The organism is Halapricum desulfuricans (assembly GCF_017094465.1).
Classification (GTDB): domain Archaea; phylum Halobacteriota; class Halobacteria; order Halobacteriales; family Haloarculaceae; genus Halapricum.
The window spans coordinates 2,512,366-2,529,968 of sequence record NZ_CP064791.1; the positions used below are offsets into that span (position 1 = coordinate 2,512,366).

Here is a 17,603-nt window from a genome sequence, read left to right on the forward strand (position 1 = left end):
CACAGGGAGCACACACCCCACCGAAAACAGCGACCGGCCATATCAGTACGAGAACGCGCTGTGACGGGGGGCGGTAAACATCGATTATCGACGGACAGGCCGATCTCCGCCCCACAAGCCCGTTCATAACAAAGAGAATATTGAACCGTCTGTCTGTATGCGCCTCAGAGACGCGAATCGTGATCCGACGCGTGCGACCACGACTCGCAGCGCTCCCTTCCGAACCCGTGTGCAACTCGCGCCCGGCAGTGGCCCGGTGCAACGTCCGTCACTGACCGGCTACTCGAAACGGCCATCGACATCCGGTTCGAACGCTCACTGCCAGCCGTGTTGGGCAATATATCATACTGGAGTGGCTGAGGACCCGTCCGCCGTCACGTCGGAGGTGTCGCTCTGATGTGTGGGATCACCGCCCGGGTCGGGAGCGACGACTCGCTCGACCCGCTGCTGACCTCGCTCCAGAACCTCGAATACCGCGGGTACGATTCGGCGGGTATCGCAATCCAGAACGGGACAGGCATCGATATCAACAAGCGTGAAGGTCAGGTTTCGGAACTGCAGTCCGAACTCGCCGCGGGTGACGTCGACGGGCCGGTCGGCATCGGCCACACGCGCTGGAGCACACACGGTCCGCCGACTGACGACAACGCCCACCCACACACCGACTGTCACGAGCGGGTCGCGGCCGTTCACAACGGGATCATCGAGAACTACACCGAGCTTCGGGAGGGACTGCAGGCCCGCGGCCACGAGTTCACCAGCGACACCGACACGGAAGTGATCCCCCACCTCGTCGAGGAGCGACTCGCCGCGGGCCAGGACCCCGAATCCGCCTTCCGCGACGCGGTCGACCAGCTCGAGGGCAGCTACGCCATCGCGCTGCTGGTCGACGGCGACCCAACAGTGTATGCGACTCGAAACGGCTCGCCGCTGGTGATCGGAGACGGTCAGTCGGCGAACTACCTGGCCAGTGACGTCCCCGCGTTCCTGGAGTTCACCGACCGCGTCGTCTATCTGGAGGACGACGACATCGCTGCGATCACGCCCGAGGGGTACCGGATCACCGACGTCGACGGGACCCCTGTCTCCCGTCCGGTCGAGACCGTCGACTGGGATCCCGAAGACGCCGAGAAGGGGAGTTACGACCACTACATGCTCAAGGAGATCAACGAGCAACCGATGGCACTCCGGCAGACGTTGCACGGTCGGATCGACGGCAGCGACGTCGTGCTCGAGGACTTCCCGCCAGGGTCGTTCGAGGACGTCTCGAACGTCCAGTTCGTCGCCTGTGGAACCTCCTACCACGCGGGGATGTACGGTGAGCGACTGCTCTCGGATTGGGGAATCAACGCCGACACGTTCATCGCCAGCGAGTACGCCGCCTATCCTGCCCCCGTCGACGAGAACACGCTGGTGATCGGTGTCACCCAGTCCGGCGAGACGGCGGACACTCTGGAAGCGCTGCAGCGCGCTCGGGACCGTGGCGCGCGGACGCTCGCGCTGACGAACGTGATCGGCTCGACCGCCGCCCGCACGTGTGACGACGCGCTGTTCATCCGTGCCGGACCCGAGATCGGCGTCGCCGCGACCAAGACGTTCTCCTCGCAGGTCGCGACGCTGGTCCTCCTCGGGGAGCGGCTCGTTCGGGACGTCACCGGTGAGCCGACCGAGGGCCACGAACAGCGCCTGCGTGCGCTCGAAGCACTCCCGGAGAACGTCGAGTCGGTGATCGAAACCACCGACGCGGAAGCCGTCAGCCGACGCTGCCTCGGTGACAACGGCCACTTCTTCATCGGCCGCGGGAGCGCCTTCTCGGTCGCGCTGGAGGGCGCCCTGAAATTCAAGGAGATTACCTACGAACACGCCGAAGGATTCGCTGCGGGAGAACTGAAACACGGCCCGCTGGCGCTCGTGACCTCGGAGACGCCGGTCTTCGCCATCGGCACGGGCCAGCACCTGAACCGCCTCGAGAGCAACGTCCGGGAGATCCAGACCCGCGGGGGGCCAGTCGTCGCCGTCGGACCGCGCACGGCGTCGCAACTCGCACAGACGGCCGACGAGTTCCTCCCCGTCCCCGCGACGCATCCGGATCTGGTCGCTGCGCTCGCGAACGTCCAGCTCCAGCTAATCGCCTACCACGCCGCCAACGAGATGGGGCGCTCCATCGACAAACCGCGCAACCTCGCGAAGAGCGTGACCGTCGAGTAATCGCCTACAGACTGATCGCGATACTACAACAATATGGCAGACGACAAAAACGGCAGAGAAAACCAGGCGGATCGAGAGGTACAGAGACAGCGAGAACGGGAGATCGAGGCGGAACTACAGCGCGGGGACGAACCCGAGCCCCCGGTCGATACCTCCACGCTCGCCTTCTTCGAGACGGAACTAGACACGGTAGCGTTCCCGGCAACGGGGGCCGAGATCGTCGAGACGGTCGGTGATCGGGAGATCGAAGCCGAGACCGGCGTCTACACCGTCGCCGAGCTGCTTCCGGTGACGGACGTCGAGACCTTCGAGTCGCCAGCCGCCGTCCGGACGCGGGTCCAGCGGCCGACGATCGCCTCGGCCATGAAACGGATCGTCGAGGCAGCTGCAGGGATCGCGCAAGCGGACTTTGGCACGTCTCAACGGGAGGCCTACGAGCGGACCTTTCTGGAACTGCAGGCGATCGACGCTGTCGACGACGACGAGGGCATCTCGGTGGTCCGTGACTGGGTCGTAGAACAGATCGATACGAAGGGCAAACTCCCGGGATCACGCGACGTGCGCCGGCGAGCGGCGAAGTACTGCCGGGCGAACGGCTATCAGGTCAGCAACGACGAGTGGCTCGGTGTGTGATCGCAGTTTGCGACCCTTTCGTCGACGGGATCAGATCGCCGAGACGTCGACCGCTTCGCCGTCGACGAAGACGTCGGCTTCGCCTTGCAGGAACTCGACGCTCGTCAGTTCGCCGGTAAAGGTGAACTCGTCGACGTGCGAGGAGTTGGTGACCCAGCCGTTCGCGGTGTCGCCGGAGACGTCGTCCCAGCCTTCGAGAGTGTCCGAGACGCCCTCGATCTCGCCGCCGACCTCGACGGCGTATTCAGTGGGCGTGCCGGTCCCCTGAATCGTCAGTGTGCTCTCCGTCGGGTAGATCCGGTCGCCGTTCCGATAGACTTCCGCGCGGCCCTCGAGGAACTCGAAGGACGCGATCTCGCCCTCGATCCAGAACTCGTCGCTGTGGCCGGTCTCGGTGACGTAGCCCGTGGCGCTCGTACCCGAGACGTCGTCCCACTTCTCGATGGTCCCGGAAACGGGTTGCAGCTGTTCGCTCACCTCGAAGGCGTACTCGGTGGTGGTGCCGGTCCCCCGGATCTCGAGTCGATCCATGGTCGGGTCGATCTGCTCGCCGTCGACGAAGACGTCGGCCTCGCCTTCGAGGAACTCGAAGGACGTGATCTCGCCGTCGAAGGTAAACTCGTCGCTGTGGCTGGTTTCAGTGACGTAGCCCATGGCGCTCGTCTCGGTGACGTCGTCCCACTCCTCGATGGTCCCGGAGACGGGTTGCAGCTGTTCGCTCACCTCGAAGGCGTACTCGGTGGTGATGCCGGTTCCGCGGATCTCCAGGTGCTTCTCCAGAGCGGTTTCGCTGACAGACACCTCGGTCGTCGTCGAATCGGTCGCACCGTCGTCGTCCTCGACGACCAGCGTGACGCTGTAGGTCCCCTCGGAATCGAAGGTGTGTGAAACCGACTTGCCCTGGTAGGAACTGCCGTTGACATCCCAGTCGTAGGCGACGATATCGCCGTCACTGTCCGTGGAGTCCGCGCCCGAGAGCTCGACCGTGAGGTCGGTCTTGTCCGTCACCGTAATCGACGCCGACGGTCCTCCGTTGGTGTTTCCGCCGCATCCGCCGTTCGAGACGTTCTCCGTGTCGAAGGTTTCGATCGACGCGTTCGGCATGTCGATACAGGAGTCGCGGATGACGCTCCCGTCGCGGTCCGCCGCGTCGAAGCCACGCCCGGAGCCGGTAAACGAACAGTTCTCGAGTACGACCGCGTCGTCGTCGGGCGACACCGAATCCGCGTTGACAGTCAGCGTCTTCTCGCCGTCGTTGTGGACGGTGCAGTCGTAGAACTCCGCGCTCCCGTGACCGCCCCAGTCGGGCAGGGCGATGACGCCACGGCCCGCTTCTTTGGTCCACTCGATCTCGATGTCACGAAAGACCGCTCCGGCGTAGCCGTTGTCACTCGCGTCGACGCGGATGGCATCGCCGGAGTGGCGGGACCCGTCGACCTTGACGTAGCAGCCGGTCGCGCTGGAGACTTTCGATGGGTGATTGCCGGCACCGAAGCGGATGTTCGCGTTCTGGTTGTTGACGAACTCCACGTTCTCGAGGGTCGTCACGCCGGGCCCGGCCGTCAGCCGCGTCGCGGCGGAGTTGCGCTCGTGGATCGCGGAGTCCCGGAGGATGACCTCACCCTCGTGGCCGACGCCGGCGCGGAAGAAGGCCACACCGTCCGGGTAATCAGCCTTTACTGCCGGCTTGTCGAGGCCAGCGTAGACGTTCTCCCAGATCCCGACGGCGTCCTGATCCCAGACGTCGACCGCGAGCGAGTGGCCGTTTTTGTCGTCCAGCGGGGTCACCCCGAGGAACTCGATGTTGTTGACGTACACGCCCTTGTTCGATCTGATGTCGAGATACATCATCGATACCTCGTCGTCCCGTTCGTTGAACGAGACGTTCTCGACCGTGTACGGGCCCGGGCCGCCTCCCTCGAAGAACCCGATCGCCGATCCTTTCGCCGGAAGGAACTGGACATCCCGACGATGGTTCCCGAGTCCACGGACGCCGAACCGTGAGACGTCCGAGATGTAGTGATCGTCTTCGAGCAGGTACTCGCCAGGCGGGAACTCGATGAGCGTCCCCGTTTCGAGCGCGCTCTCGAAGGCAGCATCGATCGGCTCACTCCCCGTCGGGTCCATTCCCAGATCGTCGACGGCGTCGACCACTCGATCGAACGTGATCCCGTTGTACGTCGTCTCGGCGGACGCGATACCGGACAGTCCAGAAACTGCGGCCGCAACTGAGGTCGAACCGATCAGCTTCAGAAGCGAACGGCGCTGTAGGTCGCTGTTACTGCCGGTAGGGTCTTCATTCTCCCCGTCACTGAAACTGGTAGTATTATCTTTCGTGCCACTCTCCGTCTCGTCGCATGGCGTATGATCATCGTACCTGTCTGCCATGGCTCGGTAGGAGTACCATTCCCGTAAAACTCTTCTCGCCCGTTCAGTAGTGGTACGGCCAATTTCTGTGCCGGATGGATACCAGATACATATTATATATTCCCGGATAGCGATATTTGACCATCTCTATCACTTGATCGATCTGCGATCGAGTATGATACTCTTACTGCGCGCCAGCCCAGGTAGGAACAACATACGATCGGCAGAACCGTCGAAATCAGCCGGTAATATCACCTTACTGCCGATCGCACGGATTCTACGCCGACGTGCTGCTTGACTACCGATCGAAGCGGTGGCCGTACGGCAACTGGCATAGACCACAGTGGACAGTACCAGCAACGAGGGAGCTTACTGCGTGTATCGAAGTAATAACTACCCGTCCAGCGTGACAGGACTGTACATGGCCGAACAGACACACCGAGAGCGAGCCCGGGATACGAGCAAGCAGGTCTATACGATGGCCTTGCAGGCCACGGCCGCACTCGTCGTCCTTCTCGTCTTCGCGGGCCTCGCATACCTCGTCAGTATCGATCGAATCGACGGAAGCGCGCTCCTGCTGTATGCTGGCGTCCTCCTCGGGTATATTCTCAGCGCCACGTGGCGCCGACGGTGAGACGGACGGAGGGGCTCATTCGGGGGTGTACCTAAGCCGCGAGTGCGTCGAGATATTGGCCACACTGGGATGGTGGATACCCCAAAATGTCACAGCCGGCAGTATCAGCTGTGGATCCCCATCGCTTCGATCTGCTCCTGGTAGCGGTTCCGGATCGTGACTTCCGTCACCTGAGCGACGTCGGCGACTTCGCGCTGGGTCTTTTTCTCGTTACAGAGCAGGGAGGCGGCGTAGATCGCGGCGGCAGCGTACCCCGTCGGGGACTTCCCCGAGAGCAGTCCCTGCTCGGCTGTCTCTTCGATTATCTCGTTGGCTTTCGTCTGGACCTCTTCGGAGAGGTCGAGTTCAGAACAGAAGCGGGGGACGTACTTCTTGGGGTCGACGGGCTCCATCTCCAGGGCGAGTTCCTGGGAGATGTACCGATACGTGCGGCCGATCTCCTTGCGTTCGACCCGCGAGACCTCGGAGATCTCCTCGAGGCTTCGGGGGATTCCCTCCTTCCGGCAGGCGGCGTACAGCGCCGAGGTGGCGACGCCCTCGATCGAGCGTCCGCGGATGAGATCGTCGTCGAGTGCGCGCCGATAGATGACCGAGGCGACTTCACGGACGGAGCGCGGGACCCCGAGCGCCGAGGCCATCCGGTCGATCTCCGAGAGTGCGAACTGGAGGTTGCGCTCGCCGGCGTCTTTCGTCCGGATCCGTTCCTGCCACTTCCGGAGGCGGTGCATCTGGCTGCGCTTCTTCGAGGAAATCGAGCGGCCGTAGGCGTCCTTGTCCTTCCAGTCGATGGTCGTCGTCAGGCCCTTGTCGTGCATCGTCTTCGTCGTCGGTGCGCCGACCCGGGATTTCTCCTGGCGCTCCTGATGGTTGAACGCCCGCCACTCCGGACCCGGGTCGATGTTCCCCTCTTCGACGACGAGCCCGCAGTCGTCACACACCAGTTCACCCCGATCGTCCTTGACGAGTTCTCCCGACCCACACTCCGGACACTCCTGAACGGCTTCCTCCTCCGCTTCTGTTTCCGTCTCGGACTCGCGCTCCCGCTGACGGGTAGACCGTGTCATCGCACTTTTATAGTAGTATTTTCCCCCAACTTAAATCTTCGGCGAGGTGGAAAATATGACCTTTCGTTAAGGACAGGAATCGACAGTTCCCGTAATCGCAACCCGTAAGCCCGTTCCGGCGTGAAATCGTCTCGAATGCCGGTCATAGAGTGCGATCCAGAACGCGCGCGAGAGCGACTAGAGGCGGCTGGAGTGGCGATCGAGTCCGGAAACACGGACCACGAACGCTGGCGCGCGCACCACGGCGGCGCGACCGCGGTCGCCTACGACGGGAAGATCGTCGTGCAGGGCGACGACCCCGAGCGTCTCGCCGGCCTGCTCCGTGACCACGGCGGTCGGGCGCACGCGTACTTCGACGGCGCGTCGCGGGGCAATCCCGGCCCGGCGGCGGTCGGCTGGGTCCTGTTGACCGGTGAGGGCATCGTCAGCGAGGGCGGGGAACGGATCGGGCGGGCGACCAACAACCGCGCCGAGTACGAGGGGCTGATCAAAGCGCTGGAGGTCGCCGCCGACTACGGCTTCGAGGAGGTTCGGATCCGCAGCGATTCGGAACTCGTGGTCAAACAGCTCCGCGGGGAGTGGGACACGAACGATCCGGACCTTCGCGAGCGGCGGGTCCGTGCCCGGGAACTGCTCACGCAGTTCGACTCGTGGTCGATCGAACACGTCCCGCGGGAACTAAACGAGCGCGCCGACGGACTGGCCAACGAGGCGCTCGACGGGGAGTGACTGTGATGGGAATCCGACCACGACTGGCCCGCTGGAGGCGACTATGACCGAGTTACCGGACGACGTTGTCGACGAGGCCGAGCGACTGACCCGGCTGACTCGCCGGGCCAGCGGCGAGGAGGCCGCGGCGTATCGGCGCGACCGCGACGAGCGGCTCGCGGAGTACGGTTACACGGCCCGGATCCGGGAGAAAGACGATACGCTCGTCTGCTACCCCGCCGAGTGGCTCGACGAGGACGAGCAGGTCCGGACTGAGTGGATCGAGGATGTCTCACGCGGCGTCGAGCGGTCCCTATCCGGACCGGGCGACCCCGACGACTGGGACGCCGTCGACGCACACAACCGCGAGGTCGCCGCCCGCGTCGCCGACGAACACGGCGAACCGCACGGGGAGACGGCGCGGGCGCTGGCCGCGTTCGCGAGCAACCACTACGCGAAACCGATCGAGGATCTCACCGAGCCGGAACTGACGGAGTTCCGCGAGGAGTACTTCCCGCGCAACGCCTGGCCGAGCGACGAGCAACGCGAACAGCTGTCGCTCTCGGTCGAATATACGAAAGCGATAGCCGAAGAGAACAGTTAGTTCGCTCGCTCGATGCGCTCGCGCAGATCCGCCGCCCGGTCCTCGTCAGTCGCGATCTTCGAGAACTCCCAGCCGAGCTGGTCGAGCAGCGCCTCGTAGCCCACCTCGGTCAGCTCGTACTGGTTGGTTCGCTTGTCCAGTTCGCTTTTCTCGACCAGATCCATCTCGACGAGGTCGTCGAGGTTCGGGTACAGACGGCCGTGGTTGACTTCCGAGTCGTAGTACGACTCCAGTTCCCGCTTGATCGCGAGCCCGTACCGTGGTTCCTCGGCCAGAATAACCAGCACGTTCCGCTGAAACGCCGTCAGCTCCTTGGTCACGCCAGGATCGTTCCGAACCGCTTGTGCTTCTGACATGGTTAGTTGAATGTCACCAGGACATTTAACCCTTATTAACTCTCTTTTCCAGTCCGGTCGTTTTCGAGGCTTTTCGGCGGGATGACTACTGTATCGGTTGTATCGGAATAATGTAGTATATCTTTCGTAGTAGTAACTATCGGTCGTCTCGTTGTCGCGCCCGCTTCCCGTAGGGACTGCTGTCGAAAGGACTTTTTGGCCGCTACCCGGAGGAGCGAGTGATGACGAACCTCTGGGAAGACCTCGAAACCGGACCGAACCCGCCCGAAGAGATCTACGCCGTCGTCGAGTGTCTCAAGGGCGAGCGAAACAAATACGAGTACGACAAGGACATCCCCGGCGTCGTGCTGGATCGGGTCCTCCACAGCAACGTCCACTATCCCTCCGACTACGGGTTCATCCCGCAGAGCTACTACGACGACGAAGACCCCTTCGACGTCCTCGTCCTCGTCGAGGACCAGACGTTCCCCGGCTGTGTCATCGAGGCGCGCCCGGTCGCGCTGATGAAGATGGACGACGACGGCGAACAGGACGACAAGGTCATCGCCGTCCCGAGCGAGGATCCCCGCTACGATCACATCGAGGATCTGGACGACATCCCACAGCAGACCCTCGACGAGATCGACGAGTTCTTCGCGACCTACAAGAACCTCGAAGAAGGCAAGGAAGTCGAGACGCTCGGCTGGGAGGACAAGCAGGCGGCCTTCGACGCGATCGAACACGCCCAGGACCTCTACGACGAGCAGTTCGCGTAGCGACGGCTCGTTTTCGCCGCTTCGTTCGCACTGTCGAGTCACTCGTACCGGAAAGATTTGTCACCCCGGCTTTCGTGAAACATCGTATGTCCTCGTTCTTCCGGGCGCGGCCGACCGTGTGGCGGCTGGGCGCAGCCGGGTTCATCAGCCTCCTCGGAGTCGTATTGGTCGTCCCGACGATCGCGCATCTGATTGCCCTCCAGGGACCGCTCTCGGGACTCGTCGTCGCCGGCGTCGGATCCCTCGTTGCGGCGGTCCTCGTCGCTGCGGGATTTCTCCTGTACTGGGCGGATCTCACCGGCGCTCACCTGCTTCGGATCGCCGGCTGGGCGACGCTCGGAACGGTGCTGCTTGGCCTGGTCATCACGCTTATCGTGTTTGCGGGCATCGATCTGCCGGTCTACGCCGCGGCGACGTTGCTCTCGGTGAGTACGTTCGCTCACGTCCTCATCGGCGTCCGGGACGTGCAGCGAATCCGCGCCGAAGAACTCGCCCGGCAACGGGAACAACTGGCCGTTCTCAACCGGATCGTGCGACACAACCTCCGGCAAGTGGCCCAGCGCCTGCTGGGGGTCGGCGGCCGGCTCCCGCACGTCGAGGACGACGCGCGGGCCGAACTCGGGGACGACATCGAGGGGATCGCGACGGATCTCACGGAGATGAACGAGATGCTGGATCGTAGCCGTGCCGTCATCGATACCGACCGGGCCGGCGAGTCAGTCGTGAACCTGACACAGACGATCGAAGACGTCGCCGCGAAGTACCGCGATGCGCATCCGAACGCGGCTATCGAGACCGACTTCGGCGGGAAATATCACGTCCGCGGCGGGGATCACTTGCGGGACGCGCTCGCCGAACTCGTGGAAAACGCGATCGTCCACGCCGAAACGACCCCGCACGTGACGATCGCGGCGAACGCGCGTGGAGGACGTGTCATCGTCGAGATCGCGGACCGAGGGCCGGGGATCCCGGAGAGCGAGCGGGCAGTGATCATGCGGGAAGCCGAGATCGACCAACTCACGCACAGTCAGGGGCTCGGACTGTGGTTCGTCCGATGGGTCATGGATACCTACGACGGCGATATCGAAATCGAATCCGACCGATCGGGGGGCACGACGGTCCGTCTGGAGCTGCCCCTCGCGCAGCCTTGAGGTCAGACCCGTCCCGCGCCTTCTGACCTCGTTGGCTTCTGTCCACGACGTGTCATTCCTCGTGCGCATCGTGACCGCCGTCCGCATGAATTATGAGCATGAGTAATTATATGTGTGTCCGGCCCGTCCGTTCGATTGCAATGTCATCTACCCGTCCGCCAGCGGGGATGGACCATCCGACGGTCGTTCCCGAGCGCCGTCCCGAGTCGGGGCTCGACCACGTGACAGTCGTGCCGGCGAACTACGATCCGTCGGCGGACGAGAACGAGCAGTAATTGCCGATTTCTGGAACGCAGTCGCTAGAAGAAGCTTCTTGTGCCCGTCCCTGGTAGCGAGGGGTATGGGACTGTTCGATCGGATTCGCGGTGACGACGGCCCCCGCGTCGCGTTCTTCGGGATCGACGGGGTGCCCTACAGCTTGCTCGCTGAGCACACTGAGGAGTTTCCGAACCTCGCCGCGATGGCGTCGGAGGGTAGCGCCGGCGCGATCGACAGCATCGTACCACCGGAATCGTCCGCTTGCTGGCCGTCGCTGACGACCGGCGTCAATCCCGGCGAGACGGGCGTCTACGGCTTCCAGGACCGCGAGGTCGGCTCCTACGACACCTACGTCCCGATGGGTCGGGACGTCCAGGCCACCCGCGTATGGGACCGCATCGAGGACGCCGACCGGAGCGCGACCGTCATGAACGTCCCCGTGACGTTCCCGCCCCAGCGCGACGTCCAGCGGATGGTCTCGGGCTTTCTCTCGCCCGGCGTCGAGAAGGCCGCCTACCCCGACGAACTCCGGGACTACCTCGAGGGGATCGACTACCGGATCGACGTCAACGCCAAACTCGGCCACGACGAGGACAAGAGCGACTTCATCGAGGACGCCCACGAGACGCTCGACAAACGCTTCGAGGCGTTCAAACACTACATTCAGGAGGACGACTGGGACCTGTTTTTCGGCGTCTTCATGACGACCGACCGGGTCAACCACTTCCTGTTCAAACACTACGAGCAGGACGGGGAGTACAAAGAGGAGTTCCTCGAGTTCTACCGGACGGTCGACGACTATCTCGGCCAGCTTCGGGAGCTACTCCCCGACGACGTGACGATGATGGTCGCCTCCGATCACGGGTTCACCAGCCTCGAATACGAGGTCCACTTCAACGAGTGGCTCGCCCGTGAGGGGTGGCTCTCCTACGCCGACGACGACCACGAGGAACTGGGCGACATCGCGTCGGAGACGACGGCCTATTCGCTGATCCCGGGTCGCTTCTATCTCAACCTGGAGGGGCGCGAACCCCGCGGGAGCGTCCCCGAATCCGAGTACGAGGCGGTCCGATCCGAACTCAAGGCTGAACTCGAAGCGCTCGAGGGGCCTGACGGCAACCCGGTCGCGGATCGGGTCGTCACCGGCGAGGACGCCTTCCGCGGCGACCACGACGACATCGCGCCCGATCTCGTCGTAATTCCCAACCACGGATTCGACCTGAAGGCCGGGTTCAAAGGCGACAACGACGTCTTCGGCGTGGGGCCGCGCAACGGCATGCACAGCTTCGACAACGCGACGCTGTACGTCGATGACCCCGACGCGACGATCGACGACGCCGACCTGTTCGACATCACGCCGACGATCCTCTCGCTGATGGACATCGAGTACGACCGGACGGAGTTCGACGGCCGCAGTCTCGTCTAGCTGACGCTGTCACACCCTTGGCTCTTGCACAACTCCGCGAAACACGTTGGCGATGAAGCAGTCAAGAAGCCCGTGCAGTGGTGCTCCAGCAAGATTGAGCGTCCGGACGAACCCGTACGGACGGACTGCTCCAGTCCTGGTTTGGAGAGCCCACGGAATTTCTCCAGCCACGGATTCAGTCGCTGTAGTCCGCTGTGAGTTCCTGCAGTCGATCGATCCGTGTAGCAGTTGCAGGGTGAAACGCGGTTCGCCGAACGATCCACTCACGCAGTGTCTCCGGGAGAATCTCGAGCGGCGTCTGCCAGCCACTCGTCCAGGCGTCGGTCGAATCGGCGACAGGAACGATCGCCAGCGGGTTCGCCCCGCCAATCCGCGGATCAGTGTCCGGGACCGAGCGACCGTCAACGGTCTCCAGTGCTGTCGCCATCGCCGTCGGGCTCCCCGTTAGCGCGGCCGCACCGCGGTCGGCTGCTAGCTCCCGATAGCGAGCGAACGCGGCCGTCGCGAACGAGGCGAGAATCCAGAACAGTCCAGCGAAGACGCCATATACAGCGGAGACAACTCCCTCGAACTGCACGCCACGATAGACTGCTCTGGGATGAGATGCGGTCGATTTGTCCTTGGGACCGGTCGTGGCCGCCGTCCAGAGCCCGGACGCGACGACGACCGGCAGCATCACTGCATTCATCACCGCTGCGTCGCCGTTCTTGATGTGGCTCAACTCGTGTGCGAGGACGGCACGACGCTGCTCGGGCGAGAGAGTCGCGACGAGTGCGGTCGTGACTGTGATCTGTGCCGACGCAGGTCGCAATCCGGTCGTGAACGCTGTCAGGGCGCTCGACTCGATCACCCGAAGGTCGGGAACCGGTACGTCCGCGGTCGTCGCGAGCATCGTCAACTGGCGCTGGAGTTCCGACGGCGGGTCGCGCGTTCCGGCCCCAATCCGCTTTCTGAGCAGGCCCCGACGCCAACGGTGTAGCCACGTCAGGCCAGCGAACACGGAACCGGCTGCCACGACCGGGATTCCCCATGCGTACCACCAGGGTCGGCCGCCCGACTCGACGGAAAGGACGATATCCGGGAGACGTGCGAGCGACTGGACGGACAGCGCGAGTATCGCTATCCGGACCAGCAATGCGAGGACACACGCGAATAGGACCGTCAAAAGCCCGATCAGCACCGCCGTAACAGCCATATGTGCGATCAGTCTGTAATCGCGCGACCAGCTGTCGGACATAGTCCTAGTCGAAGTATTCCGGCCAGAGCAGCGTCGATGCGATAGCGATCGTTCCAATAGCAACGATAGCGGCTATTGTATCTAGAGATGCCTGGAATGTCACGTATCCCCACATACCGCTAGTGATTGACACTAATCCAACCGTTTGGATAATTCTAATGTTTTGGATATGGTTGTATGCGATGGCGACCGTTCCGAGAGCAACGAAAGCGGCTAATGCATACAGAGACGCTATCTGTATCACGTATGTCCAGATTCCAAGGAAGACTGAAATACTCCCAATCATTTGCATAATTCGCTGTTTCGGCACTACCTTTACCGGCCCTAGTAGCATAACCGAAGCAAGTGTAATATAAGCCACGCGAATCGACAATGATCTATCTGCCCACGGAGGAGGAACAACACCGACAGCGATAACAAGGACAACGCCAGTCAAAAATATTGCACTCGGAAGTATATATCTTGGATCGGTATTAATATAATTTGATAAATTAGTCATTTTTTATGATGAGTTTGTTATGCAGCGGCAGGGATAAACACTGATCCAATGACGATTGCGAGGGCTACGAATGCTAGCTTTACTGCAACAGAATTCCCCGTTGTCCCACGGTTCAGACGCCGGTCGCTAAGGTATTCGATCATCTTTGAAATATCCGGAGAATAGTCCTGAAGTTCATCGACAACATCATCAACTGCTGCAGTAGGACTGGGTGGACAGTCCGTCGCTTCATATCTGCAACTGGTTCGTCTTAGTACGCAGAATTAAATCTTTTGATCTATACTATATTCAAGTATTTTTTACGACAGGTATATAAAATCCGGAATAGACGATATCGACGATGACTCGCGGATCCGACACAGGTGTATTTATACCTCGACCGAGATATTGGAAACGATGGCGGACGTTTCCCTGGACCTCGATGCGGCGATGATCGACAATCTGCGCCGCGAGGCCGACGAGCACGGGTTCGACGACATCGACGGCTACGTCGAGTGGCTGCTCGGCCATCGCGATACGGTGCTCGGCGAACACGACGTCTGGGACGAACCTCCGGGTGTCGACCCCGACGCCGATCTTGGGCAGTCCTCGGGTCCGTCGCTTGATCCCGGCCGCTCCGGCGAGGCCTCGCTGGAATCCGATAGCACACCTTCGGCTGCGGACGCCGCTAGCGACGCCGAACCGTCCGAGTCGGACGCCGACGACACGGCATCGTCCGACTCGGACGGCGAATCGCCGGAAGACGGCGCTGACGACGACGACGTCGCCGCGGCGCTCGAAGAGATCGAATTCGACGACGAAACGGAGTGACGGCCACCCCCATCCGACCGTCCTCGGAACAGATCGACTCAGTGATCGGCCTCAGAACAGATCGTCTAGCTGCTCGTTCTCGAACGCGTCGTCGGGATCCGGCGTCGGCTCGCTGGCCCGCTCGTGGGCTTCGCGGGCCCGCTGGAGGAATTCGTCGATCCGGTCCGATCGCTCGACGCCGCCGAGCAACACCAGCGCGGCCAGCCGCTCGCTGTCGAGCGGGAAGTCACCGCCGCGGACCTCCAGACTCCCGGTCTCTTCCTCGACCCAGTTGCGCGCACGCTCGACGCCCTTTCGCGAGATGCGATCGGGGTCGCCGGCGACGACGAGCAGTGCCGTGTCGGCTTCGACCGCGTCCGGCAGGCTCGTCCCCGCGAGCAGGGCGTTTCGCGTCGCAGTGATGATGTTGTTGACGTTGTCGGCGCTGTCCTCGGCGGCCGCCGCCGAGGCGTAGCCGATCGAGGCGATCCCGCCAGGTCGGAGCGTGTTGATGACCTCGCTGGAGTCGACGACGCTCTCGCCGACGCCGTCGACGACCTCGCCCGAGGCGAACAACAGTCCCACACGCTGGGCGATGTTCTGATTGATCGTCTCGAAGCCGGCCTGGATGCTCTCCTCGTTGTCGTGCCAGGCGTCGTTGTCGATCAGGATCGTCGCGTTGGCCTCGCGTGCGACTGTCTTCAGCGACCGGCCGGCGTTGGCCTGGTAGATCGCGCCCTCGTCCCGACCGGGGAGCACTCCGAGCACGTAGATCGGGATGTCGTAGATCCGCTTGAGCTCGCGGGCGAGCATCGGCGCGCCGCCGGATCCGGTCCCGCCGCCGAGGCCAGCGACGATCACGACCCCTTCCGCGCGGGAGGTGATCCGGCCGTCGAGTTCGTCGATCACTTCCGTCGACCCCTCGCGCATGATCTCCGCGCCGAGTTCGTTGTCGCCGCCGACCCCGTGGCCTTTCACGCGATCGCGTCCGATCAGCTGTGTGTCGATATCGAGTGCCTGCAGATCGGCCTCGGCGGTGTTGACCGCCAGCGCCCCCTGTACTGCGTCGAACCCCATCTCGTAGTCGTGTTCGGCGAGGGCCTGGGTGATCTTGCCGCCGGCTTGACCGACCCCGATCAGGACGACCTTCATACACGCAGGGTCGGCACACCGCGTAATCAACGTTTGGTCCGCATCGGTCGATATCTGATCGACGTTCGATCCGCGCCGAGCGCCTCGGTGGCTACACTAACTCTCCGACCACGTCCTCGACCGGGACCTGTTCCTCGTCGCCACTCGCCATGTCCCTGACGGTCACTTCGTCGTTTTCGAGGTCGCGCTGGCCGACGATCAGGACCGTCTCGGCGTTGATGCTGTCGGCGTAGCCGAACTGCCCGCCCAGACCGCGACCCGCCAGCCCCGTCTCGACGACCAGTCCCGCCTCGCGGAGTTCGCTCGCGAATCCGAGTGCCGCCTCGCGCACGTCGTCCGAGACCGCCGCCACGTACACGTCCGTCGACAGCGCTTCGCCGGGCCACTCGCCCTCTTTTTTGAGCAGCTCGCGGGTCGTCGAGTAGCCGAAGGCGAACCCGACGGCAGGCACGTCCTGGCTGCCGAACAGCCCGACCAGGTCGTCGTAGCGACCGCCGCCGAACAGCGCGCGCAGCTCGCCCTCGCTGTCGAAGGCCTCGAACACCAGGCCGGTGTAGTAGGCCAGCCCGCGGACAATCGACAGATCGAGCTTGCAGGCGTCGGCGACGCCGTACGATTCCAGGGCGTCGGCCAGATCGGCCATGCGGTCGACCGCGGCTTGGGCGTCCTCGTCGTCGGGCGCGATGGCGGCCATTCGCTCGACTTCCTCACGGATCGGCCCCCGGACGCTGGTCGTCTCCACGACGTTGTCCACGATATCGCTGCTGACCCCCGCACCGAGGAGTTCGGTTCGGAACTCCGCGTCGGAGAGTTTCTCCTTGTCGTCGATCACTCCCATGACCGCTTCGGTATTGTCGATGCCGTAGGCGCTGAGAATCGACTCCAGCAGCGTGCGATCGTTGATCAGAAACTCGACGCGGTCGGCGACGCCGAGCCGCTCGTAAATAGTCGCGGCGACGGCGATGACTTCGGCGTCGGCCTCGACGCTCTCGATCCCGAAGACGTCGATGTCGGTCTGGAAAAACTCCCGGTCGCGCCCCTTCTGGACGTTCTCGTAGCGCCATCGCTTGGAGGTGTCGTACCACTTCATCGGCGTCTTGAGGTCCTTGCGCTGCTGGACCAGCCGGGCGCGAGTCGGGGTCTGCTCGGGCGTGAGCGTCACCGCTCGCCCGCCCTTGTCCTCGAAGCTGTAGGTCTGGTCCATCAGCTCTTCGCCGGATTTGATCTCGTACAGCTCCCGGCGCTCGACGGCCGGCGTGTCGATCTCCCGAAAGCCGAACTCGGCCGCAGTGGTCTCCACGACGTCGATGACCTCCCGCCAGGCCGCGAACTCCTCGGGGTACCGGTCGTAAAAGCCCTTCAGGCTCTCGATGTCAGTCATTACCCCGTTGTGGTCACGGCAGCGACATAGGGGTTCGGAAACGCGACTCCGACGCTGGATATCTGTATTTCTCTTGTGCGACTCGTCGCCGATACTCCAACGGACCGGGCCGTGACGCCGAAGTAGCAGCCGAAACGGCTATCTGTTGGTCGGGAGAACACTATTTATGGACGCTTTCCAGATTACGCTCGCCCTTATGGGTCTGGCCGGGTTCGTCATACCCATCTTCTTCATTATCGGCCAGGACACTGACGGAGCAGTCGCTGACCCCTCCCTCGAAGAGATGGAGCAGCGACAGCAGCGTGATCGCGACGACGAATAGTTCCCTCTCCTGGATTTTTCGGCCGGATTTCTCGGAATCGTAATCGTTCATCCCGACGA

Annotated in this window: 17 protein-coding genes; 10 read left to right on the plus strand and 7 right to left on the minus strand. The window is 62.9% G+C overall.

From position 1 onward, the window contains the following. Positions 1-396 precede the first annotated feature (396 nt). Complete coding sequence (gene glmS / locus HSEST_RS12815; protein WP_229121355.1) at positions 397-2,208, plus strand: glutamine--fructose-6-phosphate transaminase (isomerizing); 1,812 nt, start codon at positions 397-399, stop codon at positions 2,206-2,208. Between the two features lie 33 nt (positions 2,209-2,241). Continuing rightward, on the plus strand, positions 2,242-2,841 hold the full coding sequence (locus HSEST_RS12820; protein ID WP_229121356.1) for a DUF5789 family protein: 600 nt from the start codon (positions 2,242-2,244) through the stop codon (positions 2,839-2,841). Positions 2,842-2,871: 30 nt separating this feature from the next. Here HSEST_RS12820 and HSEST_RS12825 read toward each other — a convergent pair whose 3' ends face one another. After that, positions 2,872-5,229 carry a PKD domain-containing protein gene (locus tag HSEST_RS12825; protein ID WP_229121357.1) on the minus strand — a complete coding sequence of 786 codons (2,358 nt, stop codon included), beginning with the start codon at positions 5,227-5,229 and terminating at the stop codon, positions 2,872-2,874. Between the two features lie 400 nt (positions 5,230-5,629). Between HSEST_RS12825 and HSEST_RS12830 the strand changes: the two genes are divergently transcribed. Then, the gene (locus HSEST_RS12830) at positions 5,630-5,842 is read left to right on the plus strand and encodes a hypothetical protein (protein WP_229121358.1); all 213 of its coding nucleotides are present in this window, start codon (positions 5,630-5,632) and stop codon (positions 5,840-5,842) included. A gap of 104 nt (positions 5,843-5,946) precedes the next feature. Here the strand turns inward: HSEST_RS12830 and HSEST_RS12835 are convergent, their stop codons facing one another. Continuing rightward, a complete protein-coding gene (locus HSEST_RS12835; RefSeq protein WP_229121359.1) occupies positions 5,947-6,906 on the minus strand; it encodes a transcription initiation factor IIB in 960 nt (319 codons plus the stop codon). Between the two features lie 135 nt (positions 6,907-7,041). Here HSEST_RS12835 and rnhA point away from each other — a divergent pair, with 135 nt between their 5' ends. Together rnhA and HSEST_RS12845 are read left to right on the plus strand one after the other, a co-directional pair. After that, the gene (gene rnhA / locus HSEST_RS12840) at positions 7,042-7,635 is read left to right on the plus strand and encodes a ribonuclease HI (RefSeq protein WP_229121360.1); all 594 of its coding nucleotides are present in this window, start codon (positions 7,042-7,044) and stop codon (positions 7,633-7,635) included. Between the two features lie 43 nt (positions 7,636-7,678). After that, the gene (locus HSEST_RS12845) at positions 7,679-8,218 is read left to right on the plus strand and encodes a DUF7108 family protein (protein WP_229121361.1); all 540 of its coding nucleotides are present in this window, start codon (positions 7,679-7,681) and stop codon (positions 8,216-8,218) included. Here HSEST_RS12845 and HSEST_RS12850 read toward each other — a convergent pair. Further along, entirely contained in the window at positions 8,215-8,574 is a 360-nt protein-coding gene (locus tag HSEST_RS12850; RefSeq protein ID WP_229121362.1) for a PadR family transcriptional regulator, read from the minus strand. The two genes, HSEST_RS12845 and HSEST_RS12850, sit on opposite strands and share 4 nt — an antisense overlap. 221 nt (positions 8,575-8,795) lie before the next feature. On the opposite strand from HSEST_RS12850, the gene HSEST_RS12855 reads away from it, so the two are divergent. From HSEST_RS12855 to HSEST_RS12865, 4 genes are all read left to right on the plus strand, one after another. Beyond that, entirely contained in the window at positions 8,796-9,329 is a 534-nt protein-coding gene (locus HSEST_RS12855) for an inorganic diphosphatase (RefSeq protein WP_229121363.1), read from the plus strand. Positions 9,330-9,415: 86 nt separating this feature from the next. Then, the gene (locus HSEST_RS12860; protein ID WP_229121364.1) at positions 9,416-10,480 is read left to right on the plus strand and encodes a sensor histidine kinase; all 1,065 of its coding nucleotides are present in this window, start codon (positions 9,416-9,418) and stop codon (positions 10,478-10,480) included. 140 nt (positions 10,481-10,620) lie between these two features. After that, the gene (locus tag HSEST_RS14550; protein ID WP_267491885.1) at positions 10,621-10,755 is read left to right on the plus strand and encodes a hypothetical protein; all 135 of its coding nucleotides are present in this window, start codon (positions 10,621-10,623) and stop codon (positions 10,753-10,755) included. Positions 10,756-10,820: 65 nt separating this feature from the next. Continuing rightward, on the plus strand, positions 10,821-12,164 hold the full coding sequence (locus tag HSEST_RS12865) for an alkaline phosphatase family protein (protein WP_229121365.1): 1,344 nt from the start codon (positions 10,821-10,823) through the stop codon (positions 12,162-12,164). A gap of 175 nt (positions 12,165-12,339) precedes the next feature. Here the strand turns inward: HSEST_RS12865 and HSEST_RS12870 are convergent, their stop codons facing one another. Beyond that, complete coding sequence (locus HSEST_RS12870) at positions 12,340-13,401, minus strand: M48 family metallopeptidase (RefSeq protein WP_324254836.1); 1,062 nt, start codon at positions 13,399-13,401, stop codon at positions 12,340-12,342. A gap of 895 nt (positions 13,402-14,296) precedes the next feature. Between HSEST_RS12870 and HSEST_RS12875 the strand changes: the two genes are divergently transcribed. Next, positions 14,297-14,710, plus strand: coding sequence for a hypothetical protein (locus HSEST_RS12875; protein ID WP_229121366.1), 414 nt, complete (start codon positions 14,297-14,299; stop codon positions 14,708-14,710). Positions 14,711-14,761: 51 nt separating this feature from the next. Here the strand turns inward: HSEST_RS12875 and HSEST_RS12880 are convergent, their stop codons facing one another. The 3 genes from HSEST_RS12880 to HSEST_RS12890 form a co-directional block, all read right to left on the minus strand. Next, positions 14,762-15,841, minus strand: a complete 1,080-nt coding sequence (locus tag HSEST_RS12880) for a tubulin/FtsZ family protein (protein WP_229121367.1) — start codon at positions 15,839-15,841, stop codon at positions 14,762-14,764. A 91-nt stretch (positions 15,842-15,932) separates the two neighbouring features. Next, on the minus strand, positions 15,933-17,222 hold the full coding sequence (gene hisS / locus HSEST_RS12885; RefSeq protein ID WP_229121368.1) for a histidine--tRNA ligase: 1,290 nt from the start codon (positions 17,220-17,222) through the stop codon (positions 15,933-15,935). A gap of 160 nt (positions 17,223-17,382) precedes the next feature. Further along, complete coding sequence (locus tag HSEST_RS12890; RefSeq protein ID WP_229121369.1) at positions 17,383-17,595, minus strand: hypothetical protein; 213 nt, start codon at positions 17,593-17,595, stop codon at positions 17,383-17,385. Positions 17,596-17,603: the final 8 nt, after the last annotated feature.

Bases quoted from the DNA above. Each gene is read 5' to 3' on its own strand.
- rnhA (WP_229121360.1), top strand. From the start codon at position 7,042: ATGCCGGTCATAGAGTGCGATCCAGAACGCGCGCGAGAGCGACTAGAG.
- HSEST_RS12860 (WP_229121364.1), top strand. From the start codon at position 9,416: ATGTCCTCGTTCTTCCGGGCGCGGCCGACCGTGTGGCGGCTGGGCGCA.
- HSEST_RS12865 (WP_229121365.1), top strand. From the start codon at position 10,821: ATGGGACTGTTCGATCGGATTCGCGGTGACGACGGCCCCCGCGTCGCG.
- glmS (WP_229121355.1), top strand. From the start codon at position 397: ATGTGTGGGATCACCGCCCGGGTCGGGAGCGACGACTCGCTCGACCCG.
- HSEST_RS12820 (WP_229121356.1), top strand. From the start codon at position 2,242: ATGGCAGACGACAAAAACGGCAGAGAAAACCAGGCGGATCGAGAGGTA.
- HSEST_RS12830 (WP_229121358.1), top strand. From the start codon at position 5,630: ATGGCCGAACAGACACACCGAGAGCGAGCCCGGGATACGAGCAAGCAG.
- HSEST_RS12855 (WP_229121363.1), top strand. From the start codon at position 8,796: ATGACGAACCTCTGGGAAGACCTCGAAACCGGACCGAACCCGCCCGAA.
- HSEST_RS12835 (WP_229121359.1), bottom strand. From the start codon at position 6,906: ATGACACGGTCTACCCGTCAGCGGGAGCGCGAGTCCGAGACGGAAACA.
- HSEST_RS12880 (WP_229121367.1), bottom strand. From the start codon at position 15,841: ATGAAGGTCGTCCTGATCGGGGTCGGTCAAGCCGGCGGCAAGATCACC.
- HSEST_RS12845 (WP_229121361.1), top strand. From the start codon at position 7,679: ATGACCGAGTTACCGGACGACGTTGTCGACGAGGCCGAGCGACTGACC.
- HSEST_RS12850 (WP_229121362.1), bottom strand. From the start codon at position 8,574: ATGTCAGAAGCACAAGCGGTTCGGAACGATCCTGGCGTGACCAAGGAG.
- hisS (WP_229121368.1), bottom strand. From the start codon at position 17,222: ATGACTGACATCGAGAGCCTGAAGGGCTTTTACGACCGGTACCCCGAG.
- HSEST_RS14550 (WP_267491885.1), top strand. From the start codon at position 10,621: ATGTCATCTACCCGTCCGCCAGCGGGGATGGACCATCCGACGGTCGTT.
- HSEST_RS12870 (WP_324254836.1), bottom strand. From the start codon at position 13,401: ATGTCCGACAGCTGGTCGCGCGATTACAGACTGATCGCACATATGGCT.
- HSEST_RS12875 (WP_229121366.1), top strand. From the start codon at position 14,297: ATGGCGGACGTTTCCCTGGACCTCGATGCGGCGATGATCGACAATCTG.
- HSEST_RS12825 (WP_229121357.1), bottom strand. From the start codon at position 5,229: ATGGCAGACAGGTACGATGATCATACGCCATGCGACGAGACGGAGAGT.
- HSEST_RS12890 (WP_229121369.1), bottom strand. From the start codon at position 17,595: ATGAACGATTACGATTCCGAGAAATCCGGCCGAAAAATCCAGGAGAGG.